The following is a 22,491-nucleotide window of genomic DNA, read 5'->3' as shown; positions in this document are numbered from 1 at the left end:
GTCGCTACACCGGGAGGAAGACTCTCAGTGCACCATCATGTTGCTGTTCATGTTGTGCATGATCCACAGCGAACCGGCGACCACGATCACCAGGATCAGCGCGGTGAAGGCCAGGGCCATCACGTTCCAGCGCTGCTCCGAGGAGCGGTCCATGTGCAGGAAGTACACCAGGTGCACGACGATCTGCACCACGGCCAGGCCGAGGATGACGGCCAGCGTGGTGGCGCCGTCCAGCGTGCCGCCCATCACCAGCTTGAACGGGATGACGGTCAGGATGACCGCCAGCACGAAGCCGATGACATAGCCCTTGACGCTGCTGTGGCTGGCGCCGCCGGCGCTGGTGCCATGCGCGCCGTGGCCGGCGGTCGAGACGTTGCTGTGTTCCATTACATCGCTCCCATCAGGTAGACCACGGTGAACACGCCGATCCAGACGATGTCCAGAAAGTGCCAGAACAGCGCGAAGCAAGCCAGGCGCTTGTTCATGGTCGGCGTCAGGCCCTTGCGGGCGATCTGCCAGATCAGCACGGCCATCCACAGCAGGCCGCTGGCCACGTGCAGGCCGTGGGTGCCGACCAGCGTGAAGAACGACGACAGGAAAGCGCTGCGGCCAGGGCCCGCGCCTTCGGCGATCATGTGATGGAACTCGTTGATTTCCATGCCGATGAAGGCCACGCCGAACAGGAAGGTGATGGCCAGCCAGAACTGCAGGCGGGCCTTCTGGCCGTTGTGCAGGGCGACCATCGCCATGCCCGAGGTCAGGCTGGAGAACAGCAGCAGGAAGGTCTCGACCAGGACGTAGTTCAGTTCGAACAGTTCCTTGCCCGAGGGGCCGCCCGCCACTTCACCGCGCAGCACCGCGAAGGCGGCGAACAGACCGGCGAAGATGATGCAGTCGCTCATCAGGTAGACCCAGAAGCCGAACACGGTGTTGGCGCTGGTGTCGTGATGGGCGTGGTCGTGCGAATGGTCATGGGCATGCGCCGGGGCGGCATGCGCGGAATGACGGTCTAGGACTTGTGTAGACATAGGTTTCAGGCCTGCGACGCGACGCGCTGGAAGTGAGTCTTTTCGACTGCCTCGACTTCGCGTGCGGGCACGTAGTAGTCGATATGGTCGTCGTTGCTGCGGAAGATGAAGGACACGATCATGCCCACCAGGCCCACGACGGCCAGCCACCAGATATGCCACGTGGCCGCGAAGCCCAGCACGAAGCTGAACGCGCCCATGTAGAAGCCGGCGCCGGTGTTCTTCGGCATGTGGATCTGCTCGTAGTGCGCTTCCTGCTTGGGCAGCTCGCCACGGGCCTTCATGTCGGCGAAGGCGTCCAGGTCACGCACCACCGGGGTGTGCGCGAAGTTGTAGAACGGCGGCGGCGACGAAGTGRCCCACTCGAGCGTGCGGCCATCCCACGGGTCGCCCGTGACGTCGGCCAGCGCCTTGCGGTTACGCACGCTCACCACGATCTGCAGCACCTGGAACACGATGCCCAGGCCGATCAGCGCGGCGCCGGCCACGGCCGTGTACAGGAACGGGTTCCAGGCCGGGTTGTCGGTGTGGTTCAGGCGACGGGTCATGCCCATGAAGCCGAGCACGTACAGCGGCATGAAGGCCACGTAGAAGCCCACCAGCCAGCACCAGAAGGCGCACTTGCCCAGGCGCTCGTCGAGCTTGAAGCCGAAGGCCTTCGGGAACCAGTAGGTGATGCCGGCCAGGTAGCCGAACAGCACGCCGCCGATGATCACATTGTGGAAGTGGGCGATCAGGAACAGGCTGTTGTGCAGCACGAAGTCGGCTGCGGGCACGGCCATCAGCACGCCGGTCATGCCGCCGATCACGAAGGTGACCATGAAGCCCAGCGTCCACAGCACCGGCGTGGTCATGCGTACGCGGCCGCGGTACATGGTGAACAGCCAGTTGAAGATCTTCACCCCGGTCGGGATGGAGATGATCATGGTGGTGATGCCGAAGAACGCGTTCACGCTGGCGCCGGAGCCCATCGTGAAGAAGTGGTGCAGCCAGACCAGGAACGACAGCACCATGATGGCCGCGGTCGCGTACACCATGCCCTTGTAGCCGAACAGCTTCTTGCCGGAGAACGTCGAGATGATCTCGGAGAAGATACCGAACGCCGGCAGGATCAGGATGTACACCTCGGGGTGGCCCCAGATCCAGATCAGGTTCACGTACATCATGGCGTTGCCGCCCATCTCGTTCGTGAAGAAGTGCATGCCGAGATAGCGGTCAAGACCCAGCAGGCCCAGCGAGACGGTCAGCACCGGGAAGGCGGCGATGATCAGCACGTTGGTGCACAGCGCGGTCCAGGTAAACACCGGCATGCGCATCAGGGTCATGCCCGGGGCGCGCATCTTGAGGATGGTGACCAGGAAGTTCACGCCGGTGAGCAAGGTGCCCAGGCCCGAGATCTGCAAGCTCCACAGGTAGTAGTCCACCCCCACGCCAGGGCTGAACTGCAGGCCCGACAGCGGCGGATAGGCCAGCCAGCCGGTGCGCGCGAACTCGCCGACGCCCAGCGAGACGTTGACCAGCATGGCGCCGGCCACGAACAGCCAGAAGCTCAGCGTGTTGAGGAACGGGAAGGCCACGTCGCGCGCGCCGATCTGCAGCGGCACGACCAGGTTCATCAGGCCCGTCATCAGCGGCATGGCCACGAAGAAGATCATGATCACGCCGTGGGCGGTGAAGATCTGGTCGTAGTGCTCGGGCGGCAGGATGCCCGGCGAGCCGTTGGTGGACAGCGCCAGTTGCGTGCGCATCATGATGGCGTCGGCAAAGCCGCGCAGCAGCATGATCATCGCCACGGCGGAATACATGATGCCGATCTTCTTGTGGTCGACCGAGGTGAACCATTCATTCCACAACCAACCCCACTTGCGGGTATAGGTAATCAGCGCGAACAGCGCCAGACCACCCAGTGCCACCATCGACAACGTGCCCATGACGATGGGCTCGTGGAACGGAATGGCATCCAAACTCAATTTGCCAAACATCTTTACTCCTAGGAATTCGAGCCCGGCGCCGGCAGGGCGGGCGCGGCCATGGACACCTGGCTGGTGCCGAGGGTGTTGCGCGAGGTGCAGACAGGACCGAACGAGGTACCGTTTCCGGCGATGGCGCCGCCGGTGCCGTCCATGTACTTGTGCAGGATGCCGTGGAACAGCTGCGGATCGACCTTGGCGAACATCGCCACGGGTTCCTTCTCGCTGGGCTTGGCCAGTTGTTCGTAGTCAGCCAGGGTCAGCTCGCGCGACGAGGCGCGTACCTGCTTGACCCATTGCTCGAAGTCGAAGTTCGACACGGCCTTGGCCTTGAACTTCATGCCCGAGAAGCCGCCGCCGCTGTAGTTGGCGGACATGCCGTCGTAGGTGCCGGCTGCGTTGGCGATCAGGTGCAGCTTGGTCTCCATCCCGGCCATCGCGTAGATCTGGCTGCCCAGTTGCGGGATGAAGAACGAGTTCATGATCGAATCGGACGTGATCTTGAAGTTCACCGGCGTATTGACCGGGAACGCGATCTCGTTGACGGTGGCGATATGCAGTTCGGGGTAGATGAACAGCCACTTCCAGTTCAGCGCCACGGCCTCGATGGTGATCGGCTTGACGTCGGATTCGATGGGCTTGTACGGGTCCAGGTCGTGCGAGGACTTCCACGTGATGATGCCCAGCACCAGGATGATCAGGCACGGGATCAGCCACACCACCACCTCGATACCGGTGGAGTGGGACCAGTTCGGTTCGTAGCGGGCGTTCTTGTTGCTGGCCCGGTATTTCCAGGCGAAGGTGAATACCAGGACGATCACCGGCACCACCACCAGCAGCATCAGCCAGGTCGCGATCAGGATGATGGATTTCTCGTCGGCGCCGATCTGGCCCTTGGGATCTAGCACGGTCATGTTGCAGCCGGCCAGCAACAGGCCGCCGCAGGGCAGGAACCGCGTCCAACGCGGAAGTTTGGGTATCTTCATGTCACGACTGGTTGTGTAGGCCACGGAACGACGGCGCGGCGCAGTTTTGCCGCCTAGGCGCGAGCGAAAGGCAGCCTTAAGGCTTGGGGGAAAACGGGAAACCTGGTTAAGCGACCTGCTTGCCCGGCGAGGCGCCAATCAACGGCAGACTGGCTTGATCCTTGTAGGACGGGGCTAGCAGGCTGGCTCGGTCCTTGTAGGACGGAGCACCGTGGGACTGCGGCGGTCCACACAGAAGGATGCCGCGCTCGCGATACCCATCACGCCTGCCGGTGCGGCAAACGTGGTTTCTGGCTGAGAATCGCGGTACGTCAGACATCGTGGCCGCGAATCTACCGCATTGCAGCAACGAGGGTAAACCCGGAACCTGGAACACACTGTTCGGTTAATCGGACAATGCACCATCTTTCGCGATCACGCCGCCAACGGCTCGCTTGTCAGAAAATTCTGCGAGTGCGTCAAGGTGTCGCAGGGTGCGCACCCTTGAAAGCAGTTGCACAAATCACAACGTGCGCGCGGCGTCGCGCGCCGGCGCCGGCGGCCCACGCTCTGACCCCCGGCGACCCCGGCAGTTCTATCCAAATGCAATAAGCTTCGTTCCCCTCGCGCCGCGATTTCGCAACCATGGGGCCGGCCCGGATCCCTCCCGATCCCCGACCCCACCCGGAGAAAATCGCATGACCCTGTTGCGCAACTGGCCCCGCCGCCTTGGCCTCGCCCTGTCCTTCGCCGCCCTCTCCTGCGCCGCCCTGTCCTGGTCCGCGACCGCTGGCGCCGCCGAACAGTCCGTGCGCGTGGGCTACCAGAAAGCCGGCCTGCTCGCCGTGCTCAAGGCCCAGGGCTCGCTCGACAAGAAGCTCGCGCCGCTGGGCTACAAGGTGGAGTGGAAGGAATTCCCCGCCGGCCCGCAGCTGCTCGAGGCGCTCAATGCCGGCAGCATCGACTTTGGCTACACCGGCGCGCCGCCCGCCGTGTTCGCCCAGGCCGCCCGGGCCAACTTCGTCTACGTCGGCGCGGAGCCCGGCGGCAAGACCAACGAGGCGCTGTTCGTGCTGGACAAATCGCCGGTGCGCACCGTGGCCGATCTCAAGGGCAGGCGCGTCGCGCTGCAAAAGGGTTCCAGTTCCAACTACCTGCTGGTGCAACTGCTCAAGAAGAACGGCCTGAGCCTGCAGGACATCCAGCCGATCTACCTGCCGCCCGCCGATGCGCGCGCCGCCTTCGAAAGCGGCAACGTGGACGCCTGGGTGGTGTGGGATCCGTACTATGCGCTCGCGCAGAAGGCGCTCAAGGTGCGCACCATCGCCGACTACGAAGGCGTGCCCTCGCCCTTCAACTTCTACGAAGCCGCCGGCGGCTTCGTCAAGGCACAGCCCCAGGTCGTCAACGCCATCCTCGAACAACTGCGCACCACCGGCCTGTGGGTGGCGAAGAACCCCGGCGAGACCGCCGCCCTGCTCGCCCCCGCCGTGGGCCTGGACGTGCAGGTGGTGGAGGCCTGGCTCAAGCGCGTGCCCTACGGCGCGATCCCGGTCACGCCGGAAGTGGTGGCCGTCCAGCAGCAGGTGGCCGACCTGTTCCACCAGCAAAAGCTGATTCCCGCCGCCCTCCAGGTCAGGGACAACGTCTGGCAGGCCACCTTCCCGCTCGCCAGCCAATGACCCCGGCCAGCCGCCGGCCGGGCATGGCGGCCGGCGCCGGGTGCGATCACCGGCCGCCGCCATGGCAAGCGCCAACCCGCGCTGCTACCATGCCCGCTCCCGGGCGGCGTCCAGCCACCAAGTCATCCAAGAAGTCATCCGCGACGTAATCCACGACGTCTTCCACGACGTAATCCACCTGGAAATCCAACAAGAAAAGACTATGAAAATCGAGACGATTGCAGTCCACGGCGGCTACTCCCCCGACCCCACCACCCGCGCGGTGGCCGTGCCGATCTACCAGACCGTGGCTTACGCCTTCGACAATGCGCAGCACGGCGCCGACCTGTTCGACCTCAAGGTGCCCGGCAATATCTACAGCCGCATCATGAACCCCACCAACGACGTGCTCGAGCAGCGCCTGGCCGCGCTCGAGGGCGGCGTGGGCGCGCTGGCGCTGGCGTCCGGCATGGCGGCCATCACCTACGCCATCCAGACCATCGCCGAAGCCGGCGACAACATCATCTCGGCCAGCCAGCTCTACGGCGGCACCTACAACCTGTTCGCCCACACGCTGCCGCTGTCCGGCATCGAGACACGCTTCGCCGACGGCCGCAACCCCGCCGCCTTCGGCGACCTCATCGACGAGCGCACCAAGGCCATCTTCGTCGAATCGGTCGGCAATCCGCTCGGCAACATCGTCGACATCGCCGCCATTGCCAAGGTGGCCCACAACCACGGCATCCCGCTGATCGTCGACAACACCGTGCCGTCGCCCTACCTGTGCCGGCCCTTCGAGCATGGCGCCGACATCGTCGTGCACTCGCTCACCAAGTACCTGGGCGGCCACGGCAACAGCGTGGGCGGCGCCATCGTCGACAGCGGCAAGTTCCCCTGGGCCGAGCACAAGGCGCGCTTCAAGCGCCTGAACGAACCCGATGTGTCCTACCACGGCGTGGTCTACACCGAAGCGCTCGGCGCCGCTGCGTACATCGGCCGCGCGCGCGTGGTACCCCTGCGCAATACCGGCGCCGCGCTGTCGCCGTTCAACGCCTTCCTGATCCTGCAAGGCATCGAGACCCTGGCCCTGCGCCTGGACCGCATCACGGAAAACGCGCTGGCCGTGGCGCGCCACCTCAAGGCCAGCCCCAAGGTCGAATGGGTCAACTTCGCCGGCCTGCCCGAGCACCCGGACCACGCCCTGGTGCAGCGCTACCTCGGCGGCCGCGGCCCCGGCATCCTCTCCTTCGGCCTCAAGAGCGGCGGGCGGGAAGCCGGCGCACGTTTCCTCGATGCGCTGCAGTTGTTCACCCGCCTGGTCAACATCGGCGACGCCAAGTCGCTGGCCACGCACCCCGCATCCACCACGCACCGCCAGCTCGACGCAGCGGAACTGAAGGCCGCCGGCGTGAGCGAAGACATGGTGCGCCTGTCGATCGGCATCGAGCATATCGACGACCTGCTGGAAGACCTGGACCGCGCGCTGGCAGCTGCCTGACGCCGCTGCCGGTCCGCCCCCTCTCCCGCCCGGCGGGAGAGGGCCGGGGAAGCGGCCAGGCGCATCGCCTGCCTGCATCGCCTGCTTATTCCCCGACGTAATATCACCATGCGCATTAACTCGTTCCTTGCGCATAAGACCCCCACTACAATGAGCCCCTTGCCTGTTCGCGCCAAGCGCGCCCAGGCCCGCTACATACCAACGACAAGGGGAGCTTTGATGAAATTGGGTCTAGGAATTCGACTGATCGGCGCGGTGCTCGCGCTGGGCGTGATCCAGACGGCCGGCGCGGCCGATCCGGACAAGAAGGAAATCCGCTTCGGCGCCACCGCCGGCCCGTACTCCGACCAGATCCGCTACGGCATCAAGCCCCTGCTGGAAAAGAAAGGCTACAAGGTCACCATCGTCGAGTTCAGCGACTACGTGCAGCCCAACCTGGCGCTGGCCGATGGCGCCATCGACGCCAATGCCTTCCAGCACGTGGCCTACCTGAAGAAATTCTCCGGCGACCGCAAGCTGCAGCTGTCGGAAGTCGTGCAGGTGCCCACCGCCCCCATCGGCATCTACAGCCGCAAGCACAAGACCCTGACCGAAGTGAAAGCGGGCGCCACCGTCTCGCTGCCCAACGATCCGTCCAACCTGGCGCGTGCCATCGCTATCCTGCAGCAGACCGGCTGGGTCACGCTGAAGCCCGGCACCGACCCGATCCGTGCCAGCGAGCGCGACATCGAAACCAACCCGAACAAGCTCAAGCTGATCCAGCTCGAGGCCGCGCAGCTGCCGCGCTCGCTCGACGACGTGGACTACGCCTTCGTCAACGGCAACTTCGCCCTCTCCTCCGGCCTCAAGCTGACCGAAGCCCTGGCGCTGGAGAAGATCCCCGACTACTACATGAATCTGGTGGCCGTGCGCACCGCCGACGTGAGCAAGCCCTTCGTCAAGGACATCCGCGATGCCTACCAGTCGCCTGAGTTCAAGGCGACCACGCAGCAGCGCTTCGCGGGCTTCCTGCCGCCGTCGTACCAGCGCTGAGATGCGAGGCCTCACGGCCTCGCCCGAGAAAGAAAGGACGAGAGAAGGCTGTCAACCTGCGTCGACTGCGTGCTCGTCCGATGGATCGACCCACTTCGGTCTGGCGTCGATGACCGCGACAGTGCTGCCTACCCGGCAAGGGGTGGTGTCGGCATGGGCAACGATGGAACTGGACATAGGCTTCGCGCAATTCGGGCTTAAAGCCTGCCGACGTCGATCACGGCCTGCGCGAATGCCTGAGGCGCTTCCTGTGGGAGGTTATGGCCGATGCCCCCCGTGATAGTCCTGTGCTCGTATTTCCCGGTGAACTTGCCCGCATAGGCGCTCGGCGCCGGGTGCGGTGCGCCGTTGGTATCGCCTTCCATGGTGATGGTCGGCACACCAATGGACGGCGCCAGGGAAAGTCGCTGCTCAAAGGCGTCATACTTTGCTTCGCCAGAGGCAAGACCTTGCCGCCAGCGATAGTTGTGGACGGCAATGGCGACATGGTCTGGATTGTTGAAGGCCGATGCACTCCGCTCAAACGTGGCGTCATCGAACTTCCATCCCGGTGAGGCTTGCCTCCAGATCAGCTTGGCAAAATCGTGCGTATATTGTTCGTAGCCGGCCCGCCCGCGATCGGTTGCAAGGTAGAACTGGTACCACCACTGGAACTCTGCCTCGGGCGGCAGCGGCAACGCACCGCCTTTCTGGCTCCCGATCAGGTAGCCGCTTACCGACACCAGCCCCTTGCAACGCTCCGGCCACAGCACCGCGATGATATCGGCGGTGCGCGCCCCCCAATCGAACCCGGCGAGTGTCGCATGCCGGATATTGAGCGCATCCATCAGCGCGACGATATCTGCGGCCACGGCAGTCGGTTGCCCGTTGCGCATCGTCTCTTGCGACAGGAAACGCGTAGTACCGTAGCCGCGCAGATACGGGACAAGCACGCGATACCCGCGCGACGCCAGCAGCGGCGCCACGTCAACGAAACTATGAATATCGTAGGGCCAGCCGTGCAGCAGGATGACCGCGGGTCCGTCGACCGGCCCCGCCTCGGCGTAGCCGACATTAAGCAGCGCGGCGTCGACCTGCTTCATTGACGCAAACGATGTATGGGCACCCGGCAAGGCCGAAGGCACGACCGACGAATTCGGCGAACGTGTCTGGCCCCTGGCGGAACGCGGCACGCCAAACTGGGCAGCGGCAAGCGCCACGGCTGTCATGCCCATGAAGCCGCGACGACGCGAATTGATATTTTCTGACATATTCCTCTCCACCTCGTCAAGCGAGGTCATTGAGCTTTGCGTAGCCCTGATACCTTTGACGGCAAAGCCAAGATCGCTACTCGAACCACGCAACCCTCTCCCCGGCAAGGCATTGGCTAACGGGTGCGTGGAAAGCGCCAGGGCCTAGTTGCGAGCGCCGTCCGTGTAGACGTTCCTCGAATCGACGCGGGCACCATCGGAGAACACGTCGCGCGGTCCGACGCGTGCTCCATCGGTAAAGACATCGCGCGCTCCGATGCGTGCGCCGTCCGTGAAGACATCACGCTGGCCGATACGCGCGCCATCCGTATAGACGTCACGAGGCGAATTGACCGCGGCCACGGCGGCTTGCGAGGCAAAGGTGGCGGCCGTGGCAATCAGCAGGGCGGCACCAGAGAATTGGCTGAGACGTTTCATGAGTAGCTCCTTGAAAACCGGACAGAGAGATGACAGTCAACGACCGGATCCGAGAGGCCTGCAGCAGCAGCGCCACGTTGCGATCGTTACTGCCGTATACGCTGCGCGATCGGAAATCATTCCCGTCGTCAGATCGAAATTTTGATTTGCCGTCATAACGCCACGCGGTCGGGCCGTGCGGTGCAGCACACGGGTCACGACGCGAGGCGGTGATGAATGGGATGTGGAAAGAGCCACACGGAGAGCTGCAGGCGCGGATGGCGGCAAGGAAAAAGACGCGTCTATCTATGGCGATCTGACGGACCCGAGTGGGCCGCGGTTTTCCTTGGGCGGCCGGACCATCAACCCTGGCCTCCAGAGCTTCATGGCCAAGCGCATGGGGGCCAGGACCTTCGAGCTGAAGGCGAGTCACGTATCGTCGATCTCACATTCCCGACGAGACCGGCAGTCTCATTCTGGAAGCTGCCGGACGGGCGCCGGCTTCACGTTCTCCGCATTCATCACAGCCTCGCGTGGTGGCCCGTGCGCTGCGCGGCGCGGCACTATGGCGCCAATTTGAAATTTCAATCCTGCATCGGGAATGCTCCGCGATCTCGCGGCGTATACGCAGTAACGATCGCAACATGGCGCTGCACATAAAGCCTCGCAGGTCCGGTCGTTGAACTGTCATCTCTGTAATCGTTCGCCAAGGAGTCGATCATGAAACGCCTCAGTCAAATTTCCGGTGCTGCCCTGCTGATTGCCACCGTTACCACCTTCGCCTCGCAGGCCGCCGTTGCCGCAGTCACTTCGCCTCGCGACGTCTATACCGACGGCACGCGTATTGGCCAGCGCGATGTCTTCACGGATGGCGCGCGCGTTGGACAACGTGACGTGTTTTCCGATGGTGCGCGGATCAGTTCGAGGGATGGCTATACGGACGGGGCCCGCAACTGAGCACCGGCGGCTTTCAGCGCGCGATAGCAAACATCTTGTGAAGGAACGTCATCATGAAAGACCCTATTCGTATTGTCTGTGCAGCAGTCATCTCGGTAACGGCCCTCATTGCCACTCCAGTGTTCGCGCAGTACGCACAAGTCACAGCCCCTAACGTCACGCGAGCGGATTTGCTCCGTGAAGTCCAGGAACTGGCGGCCCTGGGATACGAGCCAAGCAGAGAAGGCAAATATCCGGCCGATCTGCAAACGGCACTACAGCAACTAGCAAAAACGCACCAGGGAAATACCGGCGCAGCGTTGGTGTCGCAGGCGCCCTCGCGGTAACGTGCTTTGCCTCGAAGAGCGCGGATCCTCGGCTGCCTCGTTCACAATGGCCCCGGAAGGGGACATTAGTGAATGCGGCGGCTTCAATCCACTGGTAGCGTTTGATAGCGCGCGCGATGCCCACGGAAATCAACCTGGACGCGGGGTTGTCACGCCGAGCTTCCATCACTTTGGCGACTGCAACCGGGATACCCGCTCGCCGTGTCCGCTCACTTCGCACATCGGATGCACACCAGGCATCCATGAAACCGACTCAAACTTTTAGTCTGACGTCGGGAATATTTCGCGATAACGGCGCGTATACGGTAGTAACGATCGCAACATGGCGCGGCTCCTGCAGGCCGCACGGATCCGGTCGTTGAAGCTTTTCCATCCATGCCCCAAGGAGCTACTCATGAAACGCCTCGGCCACATCTCCGGCGCTGCCCTGCTGATTGCCACAGCCGCCGCCCTTGCTTCCCAAGCCGCCGGTGCGGCTGTCAATTCGCCCCGCGACGTCTATGCCGATGGCGCTCGCATCGGACAGCGTGACGCATTCACCGATGGCGCCCGCATCGGACAGCGTGACGCATTCACCGATGGCACCCGCATCGGACAGCGTGACGCATTCACCGATGGTGCCCGCATCGGACAGCGCGACGCATTCACCGATGGCGCCCGCATCGGACAGCGTGACGCATTCACCGATGGTGCCTGAAATTCGGCGCTGAATGATCGTATCGACGCCGCTCGAACCCTTGCAGGCATGGATCGCACGGGCACGTCTATTTCTCCCGCAAGCGCTGCCGATCCCTACATCGACGGAACCCATGCCTGACAACGGGCCTCAATCACTCGCCAGACTGGAATGACAGCAATCCTTGCAGCGCTGCGGATGACTCGCGACAACCACCGCGTGTCACCCACAGCTGCTGATGCCACCCGGTGGTCCCGCCGCGATCAGGGAGCCTGCACCTGAACCGGAGCGCCAGGCTTTCCCGAGATCTGCGGGGCTACCACGAGGTAGCGGCGCATGTCCTCTGCGGCGCTTGTTCCCGGCGCAACGACCTGCCGGATCGGCCCGATGGTATTGACGATGGCCGCGCCGGCCGGATTCGTCATGAACACGGCAAGCGGCTCGAGCGGCCCACCGCCGTCAGCTTTGTTCGCAAGCGCCAATACATAAGGTTGCCTCGGCTGAAGGCCGGTCACCGCCGCCTGCAGCACCTGCACCAACCCCTGGTCGAATAACGTAATGCTGCTCGCGGCGGCTGCCTTCCCGCCCGGCTGCCCCTTGTTCGGCGCCAATAGCGTCAGGTGGCTTGCCTGCCCGGCAATGCCAAGCGGCTCCAGGTTCTGCGTTCCATCCCCTTGCGTCACTGCGTTCGGTACATATGCAATCGCCTGCGGTGCCTGGCCTACCGGAACCGTCGCGATCACCTTGTTGCTCAGCGTGTCGATGGCAGCGATGGCATCGGCATTTTCCAGACCCACATACATGCGGCTGCCATCGCCCGAGGGCCAGATGCCGTGAGGCAGGCTCCCCGTTGGAATGGTAGCCACCTGTGAAAAATCATCGGTACGAAAGACCTTTACCTGATTCAACCCGCCCACAGTCACGTAGGCAAAACTGCCCTTGGCATTGCGCGCGAAGTTCACGTGGTTTGTGAGGGGACCGGTTTCGAAGCTCTTGATGCGGGCGAATGGAGGACGTGCGTCAAAGACCTGAACCCTTCCAGTATCCTTGAGTGTGAACCAGACCTGCCTGCCGTCCGGCGTGGCGGCGATATTCGGACAAAACGGGCTGTCCTGCTTCACCGCACCCACGATCTTGTGCTCGGCCAATGAGATCACCTCGGTTTCCGGATTGAATGAAGAGCACACGTAGCCGTACTTGCCATCGGGCGAGAAGATCTGCATGCCAGGTCCGGCGGGCACGACAATACGGGTCTTCTCTTCGAAGGTTTTGGCATCGAGAACCGCAACATAGTTTTCTCCGCGCACGGTAACCCAGACCTCGCTGCCGTCTGGCGTGTAGAACGCCTCATGCGGCGCCCTGCCGACGTAGGTAGCGTGCTTGACCGCATTGGTTTGCGTATCGATGAACGTCACCGAATTTGAACCGATGGAGACAATGGCCAGGGTCCGATGGTCTGGTGAGAAGCCCATGCCATGTACCAGCACCTGTCCACGGTAGAGCGGACTGAAATTTCCGGGCGAAGGATCCCCGAGCCGGATCAGGCCAAGCAGACGATGATCGACCGGGTCCACCACGGAAACCGTGTTCGAAAATTGCTCGGCGGCATAGAGGCGGTCACGGTGGCTGACAGGGATATCCGGTTCGGACTGGGATACGGGGGCCTGCCCAGCCAATGACGGTGCCGCCGCCGCCAGGGCACTGACCGTCAGGACGAGGACAAGGAGCGATTCGAATTTCATCTTGACTCCTGCGACTGCTCTGGTTGGTGGCCATGCACGGGCAAGACGCGCTCACCGCCTTCACGGTGCGCTTCCTCCACAGGCACTGATATGCCGGTCGGCCTGCCGATGTCGGTGGGGGCCGCAACCGGGGGCGGTAGCGGCAGCCCTACCGCCAGACGCATGGCAAGGATCTCCTGCTGCTGCTCAACGATGATCTCCTGCGCCAGACGACGCAGTTGCTCATTGTGGCCAAAGCGCAGATAGGCCTGCGCCATATCGATCGCACCCTGGTGGTGTGGCGCCATCGTGGAGACAAAGTCCCGATCGATATTGCCGCTCGGCGTGATTTCCATGTGCCTCATCATGGCGGTCATGGCCGCGCCGTTTTCGGCCAGGAACGCGCGCTCCCCCTCGTCGTCCGCCGTGCTGCCGGCCGCGCGAGCCGGCATTGCATGGATGGCAAGCGTCAGCCACCCCATCGCCACAAGGCTTGACGCGATTCTGGCAGCGGACATAGTCATTTCGGCAACCCCTCGCAGGAGCCGCCACTCGGAGCGGCATCAATATCTTAGGAGAATATGCAAATGACGCCGCGAGACCAACGGGAATAAAAGCGAAGCCAGCGTGTTTACGAATCAAGACCCCTTGACTAACTACGGCACGCTGCCATGCACCTTGACAACGCCCCCGACACCGAACGGCTCTCGGAAGTCGATATCCAGGCGCATGCCGATGGTCTCCTGCCCCCCGGCAAGGCCGCCAGCCTCCACAGGTATCTTGAAGGCTACCCCAGCGAAGCTGGCAGGATTGCCTTCTACATGCGCCTCAACGAGCAGATCAAACAATCGTATTCTCATCACGACGTTGCGCGGGAAGCTGATTCTCGCTCGGCCAGCAAGCGGCCCGTGAGGTACACCCGCAGGGTTGCCCGCATGCTCGTATCCGGCCTGGTGCTGCTGGCGGCAGTGGGCGGGTGGCTGGCTGGCGCAAGCGCGTCGAACAAGGAGCTGGACAGTGTGGCGGTACTTGCACTGGTCGAGGCAATAAGTGCACCTGCTTATCCCAGTGCGATCGACATGGCCGGAGGCAGGCCCTCGCCCGACCTGAATTCGGTCGGATTCAGTCTTATGAGTCGAAAGCCGGTTCGCATCGGGCCGGTGTCTGAAGTGCTTCAATCGGTCTATGAAGGCCCGAATCAGCGGCGTATCGTCCTGCTGGAGGCCCGCGCCCTGCCTTTTGATCCGGCAACGCCACATTGGTCCGCACGCCGGGTTGGCGATGTTCGTTTGCTGACCTGGAAGACCGGTACCACTCACTACGTGCTCGCCGGTAGCGCCAATACCCCGCGCTTGATGCAGGCGGCCGATCTCATGACTTCGCGCTGACGTCGAGCGCATCGACAAGGACTAGAGTGAGATGGGATCGCCTCGGCAACGACAGTTCCCGACTGGAGCGGGCCATGAAAATCCAGGATGAGTTGGTCGAGCATGTGCCACGGATGCGCAGGTATGCCAGGGCATTGATCCACAATCACGACCTGGCCGACGACCTTGTACAAGACACGCTGGAACGCGCGTTGGGCCGAACCGAGCAGTTCCGTCCAGGTTCTGACTTGCGCGCCTGGCTGTTCTCAATTATGCATAATCTTTTTATCAACCAGATTCGCCGGGCCTCCGAGCGCGTGGTGCACGTATCGGTCGACGATGATTCCGTGGATGAGGGCGAATACGCAGTGCCCCCGGAGCAAATGCGCTCGCTGGAAATTCGCGATCTCGACTACGCGTTGCAGCGCCTGCCTGTGGAACAGCGTGAAGTCGTCCTCCTGGTGGGTCTGGAGGAAATGAGCTACGCCGATGTAGCGATTGCGCTTGATGTCCCGATTGGCACCGTGATGTCCCGCCTGTCGCGTGGCCGGGAACGGTTGCGGGCACTGATGGCGGGCTCGCAATCCAGCGCAAGACTCAGGGTGGTGCAATGAGCGAACAACGGATTTCCATTTCCGAAGACGATCTTCATGCCTACGCCGACGGGGCGCTGTCGGAAGAGCGCCGCGCCCAGGTTGAGCGAGCCCTGGAGCAGGACCCGGCCCTCGCGGCAAGGATCAGTGACTATTTCTCGCTGAACAGTCTGCTCCACGAGCGCTATGACAGGGTCCTGGCCGAGCCGGTGCCCAAACGCCTTCAGCCATCATCTGCAAGGCACCCGGGCCGGGGCGAAGCGGCCAACTGGCCTCGCTTTGCGGGTATCGCCGCCACGCTGGTGCTGGGCATTGCACTCGGTGTCGGGAGTCAGATGATGCCGCGCATGACGGGTCAACTCGCGAGCAATGAGCCGATCGGCAGCCTGCAGGGCCAGGACGGACTTGCACGCAATGCGGCCGTGGCACATGTGGTCTACATGCCCGACGTTGTCCGCCCGGCCGAGATCGGTTCCGATCGTGAGCAGGATTTTGTGCAATGGCTGGCAAACCGACTCGGCACCAACGTGCACCCGCCGGTGCTGACACGGGTCGGCTTCGAACTCGTCGGCGGCCGTTTGCTGCCCGATGCCGGTGGGGGCGTTGCACAATTCATGTATCGCAACGCCAAGGGCGAACGGATCACCCTCTACATATCCCACCGGACCACGAGCGCGAACACCACCGCGTTCCAGCTGTACCAGGACGGACCGGTCAATGTCTTCTACTGGCTGGACGGTGACTTCGGCTATGCCGTCAGCGGCGGAATCGATCACACGGTGCTGCTCGACATCTCGCACGATGTCTATGCCCAACTGACACCTGGAAAGAATGAATAGTCGAGCAGGCTGCGCTCCCTCCGTTCATCCGGCCTGGCCTGCAGGAGCCGACGACGCGCTCATCGTGGCAAGCAGCCTGACAAATGCGAGCGCGGCCATGTTGGTGCTGGCATGCGGGCGTGCACAGTGCAACACGGCATCGACGGTGCCGCCGCGCCTGGACTTTGCCGCTTGCAACGGCCGGTATGTCACGCGTGCCGAGCGCATTTCCGCAGCCGATGCGGGCACCAGCGCGGCGCCAAGCCCGGCCTCGACCAGGGCGAGCATGGTCGGGAGTACGCTCTCCTGATCGATGCGTGGCTGCACGCCGGCCGCATGATAGATCTTCTGGCTCAGGTCGCGAAAATAGGCTGAGCCGACCGCGCTGAATCCAACCATCGGAAGGCGATCCAGCGCCGCTGGCGCCACCGTGGCGTCTGCGGCGAGCGGATGCCCGAGTGGCAACGCCAGCAACATCGGCTCACGATCGGCTTCGAACGCATCGAAATCCGCTTCCACCGTCGGTGTGGACAGGCGCAGCAGCGCCACGTCGAGTTTGCCGGCGCGCAAGGCATCCCACTGCTCGGCTGACGTTGCCTCCGTGAAGTCGAATGCGACGGCAGGATAGGCGCTGCGGTACGCAGACAGTATGCGTGGCAAGAGGCGGTACGCGGCGGTACTTGTAAATCCCAGCGAGATCCGTCCCGTCTCGCCATGCGCTGCCCTGAGCACTGCCTGCCCGGCGGCGTCCGCATCGGCCAGCAGTTGCCTTGCCCGGTCGAAGAGCACCCTGCCCGCCTCCGTCAACTGGACCGACCGCGTCGTTCGCGCAAACAGGTCCGCACCAACGTTGGCTTCCAGTTGTCGGATTTGCTGGCTCAAAGGCGGCTGTGCCATATGGAGCCGCGCCGCGGCACGTCCGAAATGCAGTTCCTCGGCCACCACAACAAAGAGGCGCAACGCGTGCAACGAGAGAGCCATTGATACATAAAAATGAATGAATACTCTGGAATATTATATTTGATCTATCGAATAGACCAGCATAAGATTGCCTTCGATATCCCCTTCAAAGCCCCGCGATTCTTGCCCATAGGAACTCCAACATGAATCCCAAAGCCCTGTTCCGTACCCTGGCGGGAAGTATCGCCGCAGTGTGCTTCAGCGCCCTCCTGCCTTTGCCCGCCATGGCACAACATTCGCAATACCCGGTCAAGCCGATCCATATGGTTGTGCCGTTCGGCGCTGGCAGCGTGACCGACACCCTGGCGCGCATCATTGCAACCAGGCTCAGTGAGGCCTGGGGCCAGCCTGTCGTGGTTGACAACCGGGCGGGCGCCGACGGCAACATCGGCACAGGCTATGTTGCCGCGGCGGAGCGCGACGGCTACACGCTGCTCTTTGGCGCGGCCAGCACCAACGCGATCAATGCCAGCCTCCACACCAACCTCAAGTTCGACCCCCAACGCGACTTCGTGCCGGTGGTCAATGTGGCCAGCGTGCCCAATGTGCTTGTGGTTCCGCCTAGCGTTCCCGCGCGCTCAGTCAAGGAACTGCTGGCACTGCTGCACAGGCAGCAATACAGCTATGCCTCGGGAGGCGCCGGTGGCAGCCAGCACCTGTCGGCCGAATTATTCAAGTCCATGTCGAAGACCGATATCCTTCACGTGCCTTACAAGGGCGGTGCCCCTGCGCTGACCGATCTGCTCGCCGGGCGCGTGCAAATGATGTTCTGCAACCTCCCGCTATGCCTGCCGCATATCCGCTCCGGCAAGCTCATTGCCCTCGGCGTGACCTCGGCGCGGAAATCGCCTCTGCTGCCCGACGTTCCCACGATTTCCGAGTCGGGCCTGCCCGGCTACGTGGTGGAAGGCTGGTTCGGCATGTTTGCGCCAGCCGGCGTGCCCAAACAAGTGGTCAGCCGCATCAATGCGGAAGTTGTCCGCATCCTGAAAGATCCCAAGACACGCGAGCAACTGCTGGCCCAGGGCGCGGAGCCCGTCGGCGATACGCCCGAAGCCTTTGCCGTCTTCGTGGGCAAGGAACATGATCGCTGGGCGGCTGTCATCCGCAATGCCGGCATCACCTTAAACTAGGAGCATCCAGCTCATGCGCGCCCCCAATCGTCTCACCGCCCTTGAGGCGGCCACCCGGATCGAGCGAGGCAACCTTACCGCCGAAACGCTGACGCATGCCTGCCTCGAGCGCATACAGGAACGCAACGGCGCGGTGCAGGCCTTCGTCGCCGTCAATGCCGATCTGGCTCTCTCCCAGGCGCGTGCGGCGGATCGCCGCCCGGGTGGCCCGCTGCGCGGCATTCCTGTCGCCGTCAAGGACATCATCGATACCGTCGGCTACGACACGGCCTACGGCTCGGCAGCGATCTATGCCGGGCATCGCCCTGCAGCAGACGCCGGCTGCGTTGCGTCTGCGCATGAAGCCGGTGCCGTCATACTTGGGAAGGTTGCCACCAGCGAATTCGCCACGCAGACGCCGAGCGCAACGCGCAACCCCCTCGACCTGGAACGCACGCCGGGCGGCTCGTCCAGCGGTTCCGCAGCCGCCGTCGCGGATTTCATGGTGCCGGTCGCGTTCGGTACGCAGACTACCGGGTCGATCACCCGCCCGGCAGCGTACTGCGGCGTGGTCGGCTACAAGCCGACTTTCGGCCTCATCAGTAGTGCCGGCGTGAAGACCCTCAGCCATACCCAGGACACGGTGGGCCTGCTGACCCGCACCGTCGCCGACGCCGCCTTCTTCTGCCTTGGCCCGGCGCAGGCACGCGCCGTCGAACAACCGGGGTTGAGGCCGCGCATTGGCGTGTGCCTGTCGAGTCAGTGGCAGCATGCCAGCCCCGAAACGCACGCCGCCCTCGACGCGATCGCCGCCCGCGCCGAGCGGGCCGGCGCAAGCGTGCTGCGCTGCAGGCTGCCGCAGGAACTGGAAGCCTTGATCGATCTGCAGAGCAGCATGTTCGCCTACGAGGCCAGGCAATCGCTCGCCCATGAACGTACGCAACATCACGAGCAGCTCAGTGCGCGCCTGCAAACGCGCCTGGCCGGTGGGGAGACCGTGAGCACAGAGGCCTACCTGCAAATACGAAGCCGCATGCACGCCGGCACCCGACAAGCCGATGCCATGTTCGGCGATCTCGACGTGCTGCTCTACCCCGCCGCGGACGGCGAAGCCGAGCTGGGCCTGGCAGACTCGGGCTCGCCACGTTTCGGCGCACTCTGGACAGCGCTGCACCTGCCCACGGTTTCATTGCGCATAGGGACTGGCCCCGCCGGGCTGCCAATTGGAGCCCAACTGATCGGACGCTATGCGGATGACGCACGCCTGCTCGCGGTTGCAAGCGCCCTGGCGCGCATTGCAGGCTACGATCAGTAAGCGAAGGGGGTAGGAGAGCGCGCCTTGGGCCGCCCAGCGAAGTAACCAAACAAGCTTCTTGCTGGACAGGCATCCGCCGCTGCGCGCCATGACCCGCAGCAGCGGCCCGCGCGGCTACTTGCTGGCCACCTGCCCGCCAGCCTGCCCGCCAGTCTTTCCGCCGGACTTCCCGCCATCGGCCAGCGTCGACGCCCCGCCCCAGTCCCCGCCCAGCGCCTTCACCAGGAACACTGCGGTCAGCATCTGCTGCCCCCGCAACTGGACGGCGGTGCGCTCGGCGCCCAGCAAACCCTGCTGGGCCGTGATCACGTCCAGGTAGCCGGTGGCGCCGCCGTCGTAGCGGGCCGTGGCCATGTCGAGCACCTTGCTGGCGCTGCCCACGGCGCGCTGCTGCTGGTCGTTGGCGCGCGACAGCGCGGCGAGGCCCGTGATGCCGTCCTCCACTTCCTGCATCGCGGTCAGCACCACGCGGCGGTAGTTGGCCACCGTGCCGTCATAGCCAGCACGCGCGAAGTCCAGGTTGGACCGCAGCTTGCCGCCGTCGAACAGCGTCACCGCCGCCGACGCCCCAAGCGACCACACCAGGCTCGGCAGGTCGAACAGCGAGCCGAACGATCGCGTCTCCGTGCCGATGGCCGAGCCCAGGATCACGCTGGGATAGAACGCTGACTTCGCCACGCCGATCTGCGCATTGGCGGCCGCCATCGCGCGCTCGGCCGAAGCCACGTCGGGGCGGCGCTCCAGCACGTCGGACGGCACGCCGAGCGGCACCGCCGGCGGCACCAGCTCGGCCCCCTCCGGCGCCAGCGTGAACAGCGGCGCGGGCGTGCCGGTCAGCGTGGCGATGGCGTGCTCGAACTGGCCGCGCTGGCGCGCGAGCACGTCCACCTGCGTGAGCGTGGCGTCGAGCAGCGCCTGCTGCTGCGCCAGGTCCAGGCCCGACGCGGCGCCCAGGTCGTGGCGCGCATTGACCAGGTCCAGCGCGCGCCGCTGCAGCGCGATCGAGCGGCGCAGCACGTCGACCTCTACGTCGAGTGCGCGCAGGTTGTAGTAGTTGGCGGCGAGATCCGTGGTCAGCAGCAATCGCACGTTCTCGAAATCGGCGAGCGACTGCTGCGCCGATGCCTGTGCGCTCTCGATCGTGCGCCGCACGCGGCCGGCCAGGTCAAGCTCGTAGCCGACGGTGAACGAGGCCGTGAAGTCGTTCTGCACCGTCGAGTAGTTCGGCGCGGCGTAGTTGGTCAGCGGCCGGTTGGCCGAGATCCGCGCGCGCTGCTCGCGCGCATTGATGCCGATCTGCGGGAACAGCCCGGCGTTGGCGGCATTGGCCTGCGCGCGCGCCTGCAGCAGGCGCGCGTTGGCGGCGGCGAGCGTCGGGCTGGCGGCCAGCGCCTGGCGCTCCAGCGCGTCCAGGCGCGGATCGCCGAAGCGCTCCCACCAGTTGCCCTTGGCCACGCTGTCGCCCGGCGTGCTTTCGCGCCACGGCGGCTCGAGCTTCCATGCCGCCGGCATGTCGGCCTCGGGCTTGCGGTAATCGGGCCCGGCCGCGCAGCCGCCGAGCAAGGCGGCCAGCGCCACGGCCGGTGCGATCGCTTGCGCGCTGCGCCGCAGCCTCATCGCCTGGCCTCCGTGGCGGCGGGCGCGGAGGCCGGTGACGCCGGCGCCAGCGCCACGCGGTCGCCGTCGGCGATCGAGTCCGACGGGTTCAGTACCAGGCGGTCCTGTGCGCCCACGCCGTCGAGGACCTCCACGGTGGCGCCGTAGTAGCGGCCCAGCGTGACCGGGCGCAGCGTCACCTTGCCCTGCGCGTCGACCACGGCCACGCGCGTGCCCTCGGCGCGGAACAGCAACGTGTTGCTCGGCGCCTGCAACGCCTGGCTGCTCTTGAGCGGCAGCGAGACCGTGACGTAGGCCCCGGGCAGCAGCACGCCGTCGCGGTTGGGCAGCGTGACCTCCACCTGCATGGTCCGCGTGGCGGCGTCGATCGACGCAGCGGTGCGCGCCACCTGCCCCTTGAAGGCCTGGCCACGCAGCTCCGCCTGCGTCACCACCACTTCCTGCCCTGCCTTGACGAGATTGGCATAGCTTTGCGGCACGTTCACGTAGACGCGCAGCGGGTCGGTCTGCGAGAGCAGGAACAATTGGCGGTTGCCATCGATCAGGTCGCCCACGTCAACGCTGCGGCGGGTGATGATGCCGGCGAACGGCGCCACCACGCGCTTGAAGCCTTCGAGCTGGCGCAGGCGCTGCACGTTGGCATCGGCCGCGGCCACGTTGGCCACGCCTTGCGTGACCGCGCTGCGGCGCTCGTCGAGTTCCTGCTGCGACACCACGTCCTTCTTGCGCAGCCCCTCCCAGCGCTCTACCGTGCTGCGCGCCAGCGCCAGGCTGGACGCGGCCTGCTCGCGCGCGGCGATGGCCTGGCTGAGCTGCTGGTCGATCTCGGGTGTCTCGACCTCGGCCAGCAGTTCGCCCTTCTCCACATGCGCGCCGATGTCCTTGGTCCAGCGCTTCACATAGCCGTTGGCGCGCGCGGCGATGGGCGCCTGCACGAAACCCTGCAGCGTACCGGGCAGCGCCAGCGACTGGCTGCTGCCGGCCTGCGGCAACGCGGTCAGCACGTACTGCCTGGCGCGCTCTTCGGTGCCCGCGCGCAGGGCCTTGGCGTCGGCATAGCGGCTGATCAGCGTGCGCCCGGCGCCCACCGCCAGCAGCGCCAGCACCACCAGCGCCGCGATACGCGTGCGCCGCGCCACCTCGCGGCGCTTCAAATGCTCGTGCGGATCGTCCCCGCCGGCATCGCCCATGTGCAGGCCCAGCTCTGCATGGCGTTGTTCGGTCATTGC

The 22,491-nt window shown here is 64.5% G+C and carries 22 protein-coding genes; 10 read left to right on the top strand and 12 right to left on the bottom strand.

The genetic code is table 11. The annotated features are described in order from the left end of the window. Nucleotides 1-24: 24 nt before the first annotated feature. From AB4Z48_RS12735 to cyoA, 4 genes are read right to left on the bottom strand one after another with little or no spacing between them, the layout of a single operon-like run. A complete protein-coding gene (locus AB4Z48_RS12735; protein WP_441614330.1) occupies nt 25-387 on the bottom strand; it encodes a cytochrome o ubiquinol oxidase subunit IV in 363 nt (120 codons plus the stop codon). After that, nucleotides 387-1,028: a cytochrome o ubiquinol oxidase subunit III gene (cyoC, locus tag AB4Z48_RS12730; protein ID WP_441614328.1), complete on the bottom strand. Its 642-nt coding sequence runs from the start codon at nt 1,026-1,028 to the stop codon at nt 387-389. The genes AB4Z48_RS12735 and cyoC overlap by 1 nt, the downstream gene beginning before the upstream one ends. A gap of 5 nt (nt 1,029-1,033) precedes the next feature. Next, complete coding sequence (gene cyoB, locus AB4Z48_RS12725; RefSeq protein ID WP_441614326.1) at nt 1,034-3,010, bottom strand: cytochrome o ubiquinol oxidase subunit I; 1,977 nt, start codon at nt 3,008-3,010, stop codon at nt 1,034-1,036. A gap of 8 nt (nt 3,011-3,018) precedes the next feature. Beyond that, the gene (gene cyoA, locus AB4Z48_RS12720) at nt 3,019-3,984 is read right to left on the bottom strand and encodes a ubiquinol oxidase subunit II (protein ID WP_441614324.1); all 966 of its coding nucleotides are present in this window, start codon (nt 3,982-3,984) and stop codon (nt 3,019-3,021) included. 677 nt (nt 3,985-4,661) lie between these two features. Here cyoA and AB4Z48_RS12715 point away from each other — a divergent pair. The 3 genes from AB4Z48_RS12715 to AB4Z48_RS12705 all read left to right on the top strand — a co-directional run bounded on the left by AB4Z48_RS12715 (nt 4,662) and on the right by AB4Z48_RS12705 (nt 8,154). After that, nucleotides 4,662-5,645, top strand: coding sequence for an aliphatic sulfonate ABC transporter substrate-binding protein (locus AB4Z48_RS12715; RefSeq protein ID WP_441614322.1), 984 nt, complete (start codon nt 4,662-4,664; stop codon nt 5,643-5,645). Between the two features lie 202 nt (nt 5,646-5,847). Beyond that, nucleotides 5,848-7,122: an O-acetylhomoserine aminocarboxypropyltransferase/cysteine synthase family protein gene (locus AB4Z48_RS12710; protein WP_441614320.1), complete on the top strand. Its 1,275-nt coding sequence runs from the start codon at nt 5,848-5,850 to the stop codon at nt 7,120-7,122. Nucleotides 7,123-7,341: 219 nt separating this feature from the next. Next, nucleotides 7,342-8,154 (top strand): MetQ/NlpA family ABC transporter substrate-binding protein, encoded by an 813-nt coding sequence (locus AB4Z48_RS12705; protein WP_441614318.1) that lies wholly within the window; start codon nt 7,342-7,344, stop codon nt 8,152-8,154. Between the two features lie 197 nt (nt 8,155-8,351). Here the strand turns inward: AB4Z48_RS12705 and AB4Z48_RS12700 are convergent, their stop codons facing one another. Continuing rightward, nucleotides 8,352-9,404: an alpha/beta hydrolase gene (locus AB4Z48_RS12700; protein WP_441614366.1), complete on the bottom strand. Its 1,053-nt coding sequence runs from the start codon at nt 9,402-9,404 to the stop codon at nt 8,352-8,354. 144 nt (nt 9,405-9,548) lie between these two features. Further along, nucleotides 9,549-9,821 carry a hypothetical protein gene (locus AB4Z48_RS12695; protein ID WP_441614316.1) on the bottom strand — a complete coding sequence of 91 codons (273 nt, stop codon included), beginning with the start codon at nt 9,819-9,821 and terminating at the stop codon, nt 9,549-9,551. Nucleotides 9,822-10,520: 699 nt separating this feature from the next. On the opposite strand from AB4Z48_RS12695, the gene AB4Z48_RS12690 reads away from it, so the two are divergent. Both AB4Z48_RS12690 and AB4Z48_RS12685 read left to right on the top strand, forming a co-directional pair. Next, complete coding sequence (locus AB4Z48_RS12690) at nt 10,521-10,757, top strand: hypothetical protein (RefSeq protein ID WP_441614315.1); 237 nt, start codon at nt 10,521-10,523, stop codon at nt 10,755-10,757. A gap of 53 nt (nt 10,758-10,810) precedes the next feature. Next, nucleotides 10,811-11,083 (top strand): DUF4148 domain-containing protein, encoded by a 273-nt coding sequence (locus AB4Z48_RS12685; protein WP_441614313.1) that lies wholly within the window; start codon nt 10,811-10,813, stop codon nt 11,081-11,083. 388 nt (nt 11,084-11,471) lie between these two features. Here the strand turns inward: AB4Z48_RS12685 and AB4Z48_RS12680 are convergent, their stop codons facing one another. From AB4Z48_RS12680 to AB4Z48_RS12670, 3 genes are all read right to left on the bottom strand, one after another. Then, nucleotides 11,472-11,894, bottom strand: a complete 423-nt coding sequence (locus AB4Z48_RS12680; RefSeq protein WP_441614311.1) for a hypothetical protein — start codon at nt 11,892-11,894, stop codon at nt 11,472-11,474. 128 nt (nt 11,895-12,022) lie between these two features. Continuing rightward, nucleotides 12,023-13,501 carry a YncE family protein gene (locus AB4Z48_RS12675; protein ID WP_441614309.1) on the bottom strand — a complete coding sequence of 493 codons (1,479 nt, stop codon included), beginning with the start codon at nt 13,499-13,501 and terminating at the stop codon, nt 12,023-12,025. Beyond that, nucleotides 13,498-13,998 carry a DUF305 domain-containing protein gene (locus tag AB4Z48_RS12670; RefSeq protein WP_441614307.1) on the bottom strand — a complete coding sequence of 167 codons (501 nt, stop codon included), beginning with the start codon at nt 13,996-13,998 and terminating at the stop codon, nt 13,498-13,500. The genes AB4Z48_RS12675 and AB4Z48_RS12670 overlap by 4 nt, the downstream gene beginning before the upstream one ends. A gap of 153 nt (nt 13,999-14,151) precedes the next feature. Here AB4Z48_RS12670 and AB4Z48_RS12665 point away from each other — a divergent pair, with 153 nt between their 5' ends. The 3 genes from AB4Z48_RS12665 to AB4Z48_RS12655 all read left to right on the top strand — a co-directional run bounded on the left by AB4Z48_RS12665 (nt 14,152) and on the right by AB4Z48_RS12655 (nt 16,279). Further along, nucleotides 14,152-14,868: an anti-sigma factor family protein gene (locus AB4Z48_RS12665; RefSeq protein ID WP_441614305.1), complete on the top strand. Its 717-nt coding sequence runs from the start codon at nt 14,152-14,154 to the stop codon at nt 14,866-14,868. A 74-nt stretch (nt 14,869-14,942) separates the two neighbouring features. Continuing rightward, nucleotides 14,943-15,461, top strand: a complete 519-nt coding sequence (locus tag AB4Z48_RS12660) for an RNA polymerase sigma factor (RefSeq protein ID WP_441614303.1) — start codon at nt 14,943-14,945, stop codon at nt 15,459-15,461. Continuing rightward, nucleotides 15,458-16,279: an anti-sigma factor family protein gene (locus AB4Z48_RS12655; RefSeq protein WP_441614301.1), complete on the top strand. Its 822-nt coding sequence runs from the start codon at nt 15,458-15,460 to the stop codon at nt 16,277-16,279. The genes AB4Z48_RS12660 and AB4Z48_RS12655 overlap by 4 nt, the downstream gene beginning before the upstream one ends. Before the next feature lie 24 nt (nt 16,280-16,303). On the opposite strand, the gene AB4Z48_RS12650 is transcribed toward AB4Z48_RS12655, so the two are convergent. Beyond that, nucleotides 16,304-17,227 (bottom strand): LysR substrate-binding domain-containing protein, encoded by a 924-nt coding sequence (locus tag AB4Z48_RS12650; RefSeq protein ID WP_441614299.1) that lies wholly within the window; start codon nt 17,225-17,227, stop codon nt 16,304-16,306. A 134-nt stretch (nt 17,228-17,361) separates the two neighbouring features. On the opposite strand from AB4Z48_RS12650, the gene AB4Z48_RS12645 reads away from it, so the two are divergent. Together AB4Z48_RS12645 and AB4Z48_RS12640 are read left to right on the top strand one after the other, a co-directional pair. Beyond that, nucleotides 17,362-18,351 (top strand): tripartite tricarboxylate transporter substrate binding protein, encoded by a 990-nt coding sequence (locus AB4Z48_RS12645; RefSeq protein ID WP_441614297.1) that lies wholly within the window; start codon nt 17,362-17,364, stop codon nt 18,349-18,351. Nucleotides 18,352-18,364: 13 nt separating this feature from the next. Beyond that, nucleotides 18,365-19,645 carry an amidase gene (locus AB4Z48_RS12640; protein WP_441614295.1) on the top strand — a complete coding sequence of 427 codons (1,281 nt, stop codon included), beginning with the start codon at nt 18,365-18,367 and terminating at the stop codon, nt 19,643-19,645. Nucleotides 19,646-19,759: 114 nt separating this feature from the next. Here the strand turns inward: AB4Z48_RS12640 and AB4Z48_RS12635 are convergent, their stop codons facing one another. Together AB4Z48_RS12635 and AB4Z48_RS12630 are read right to left on the bottom strand one after the other, a co-directional pair. Beyond that, nucleotides 19,760-21,262 (bottom strand): efflux transporter outer membrane subunit, encoded by a 1,503-nt coding sequence (locus AB4Z48_RS12635; RefSeq protein WP_441614293.1) that lies wholly within the window; start codon nt 21,260-21,262, stop codon nt 19,760-19,762. Further along, the gene (locus tag AB4Z48_RS12630) at nt 21,259-22,488 is read right to left on the bottom strand and encodes an efflux RND transporter periplasmic adaptor subunit (protein ID WP_441614292.1); all 1,230 of its coding nucleotides are present in this window, start codon (nt 22,486-22,488) and stop codon (nt 21,259-21,261) included. The genes AB4Z48_RS12635 and AB4Z48_RS12630 overlap by 4 nt, the downstream gene beginning before the upstream one ends. Nucleotides 22,489-22,491: the final 3 nt, after the last annotated feature.

The organism is Cupriavidus sp. 2TAF22 (assembly GCF_052115045.1).
Taxonomy (GTDB): Bacteria; Pseudomonadota; Gammaproteobacteria; order Burkholderiales; family Burkholderiaceae; genus Cupriavidus.
The sequence above is the reverse complement of the archived record's forward strand: the minus strand, read 5'-3'. Positions and strand labels throughout refer to the sequence as shown.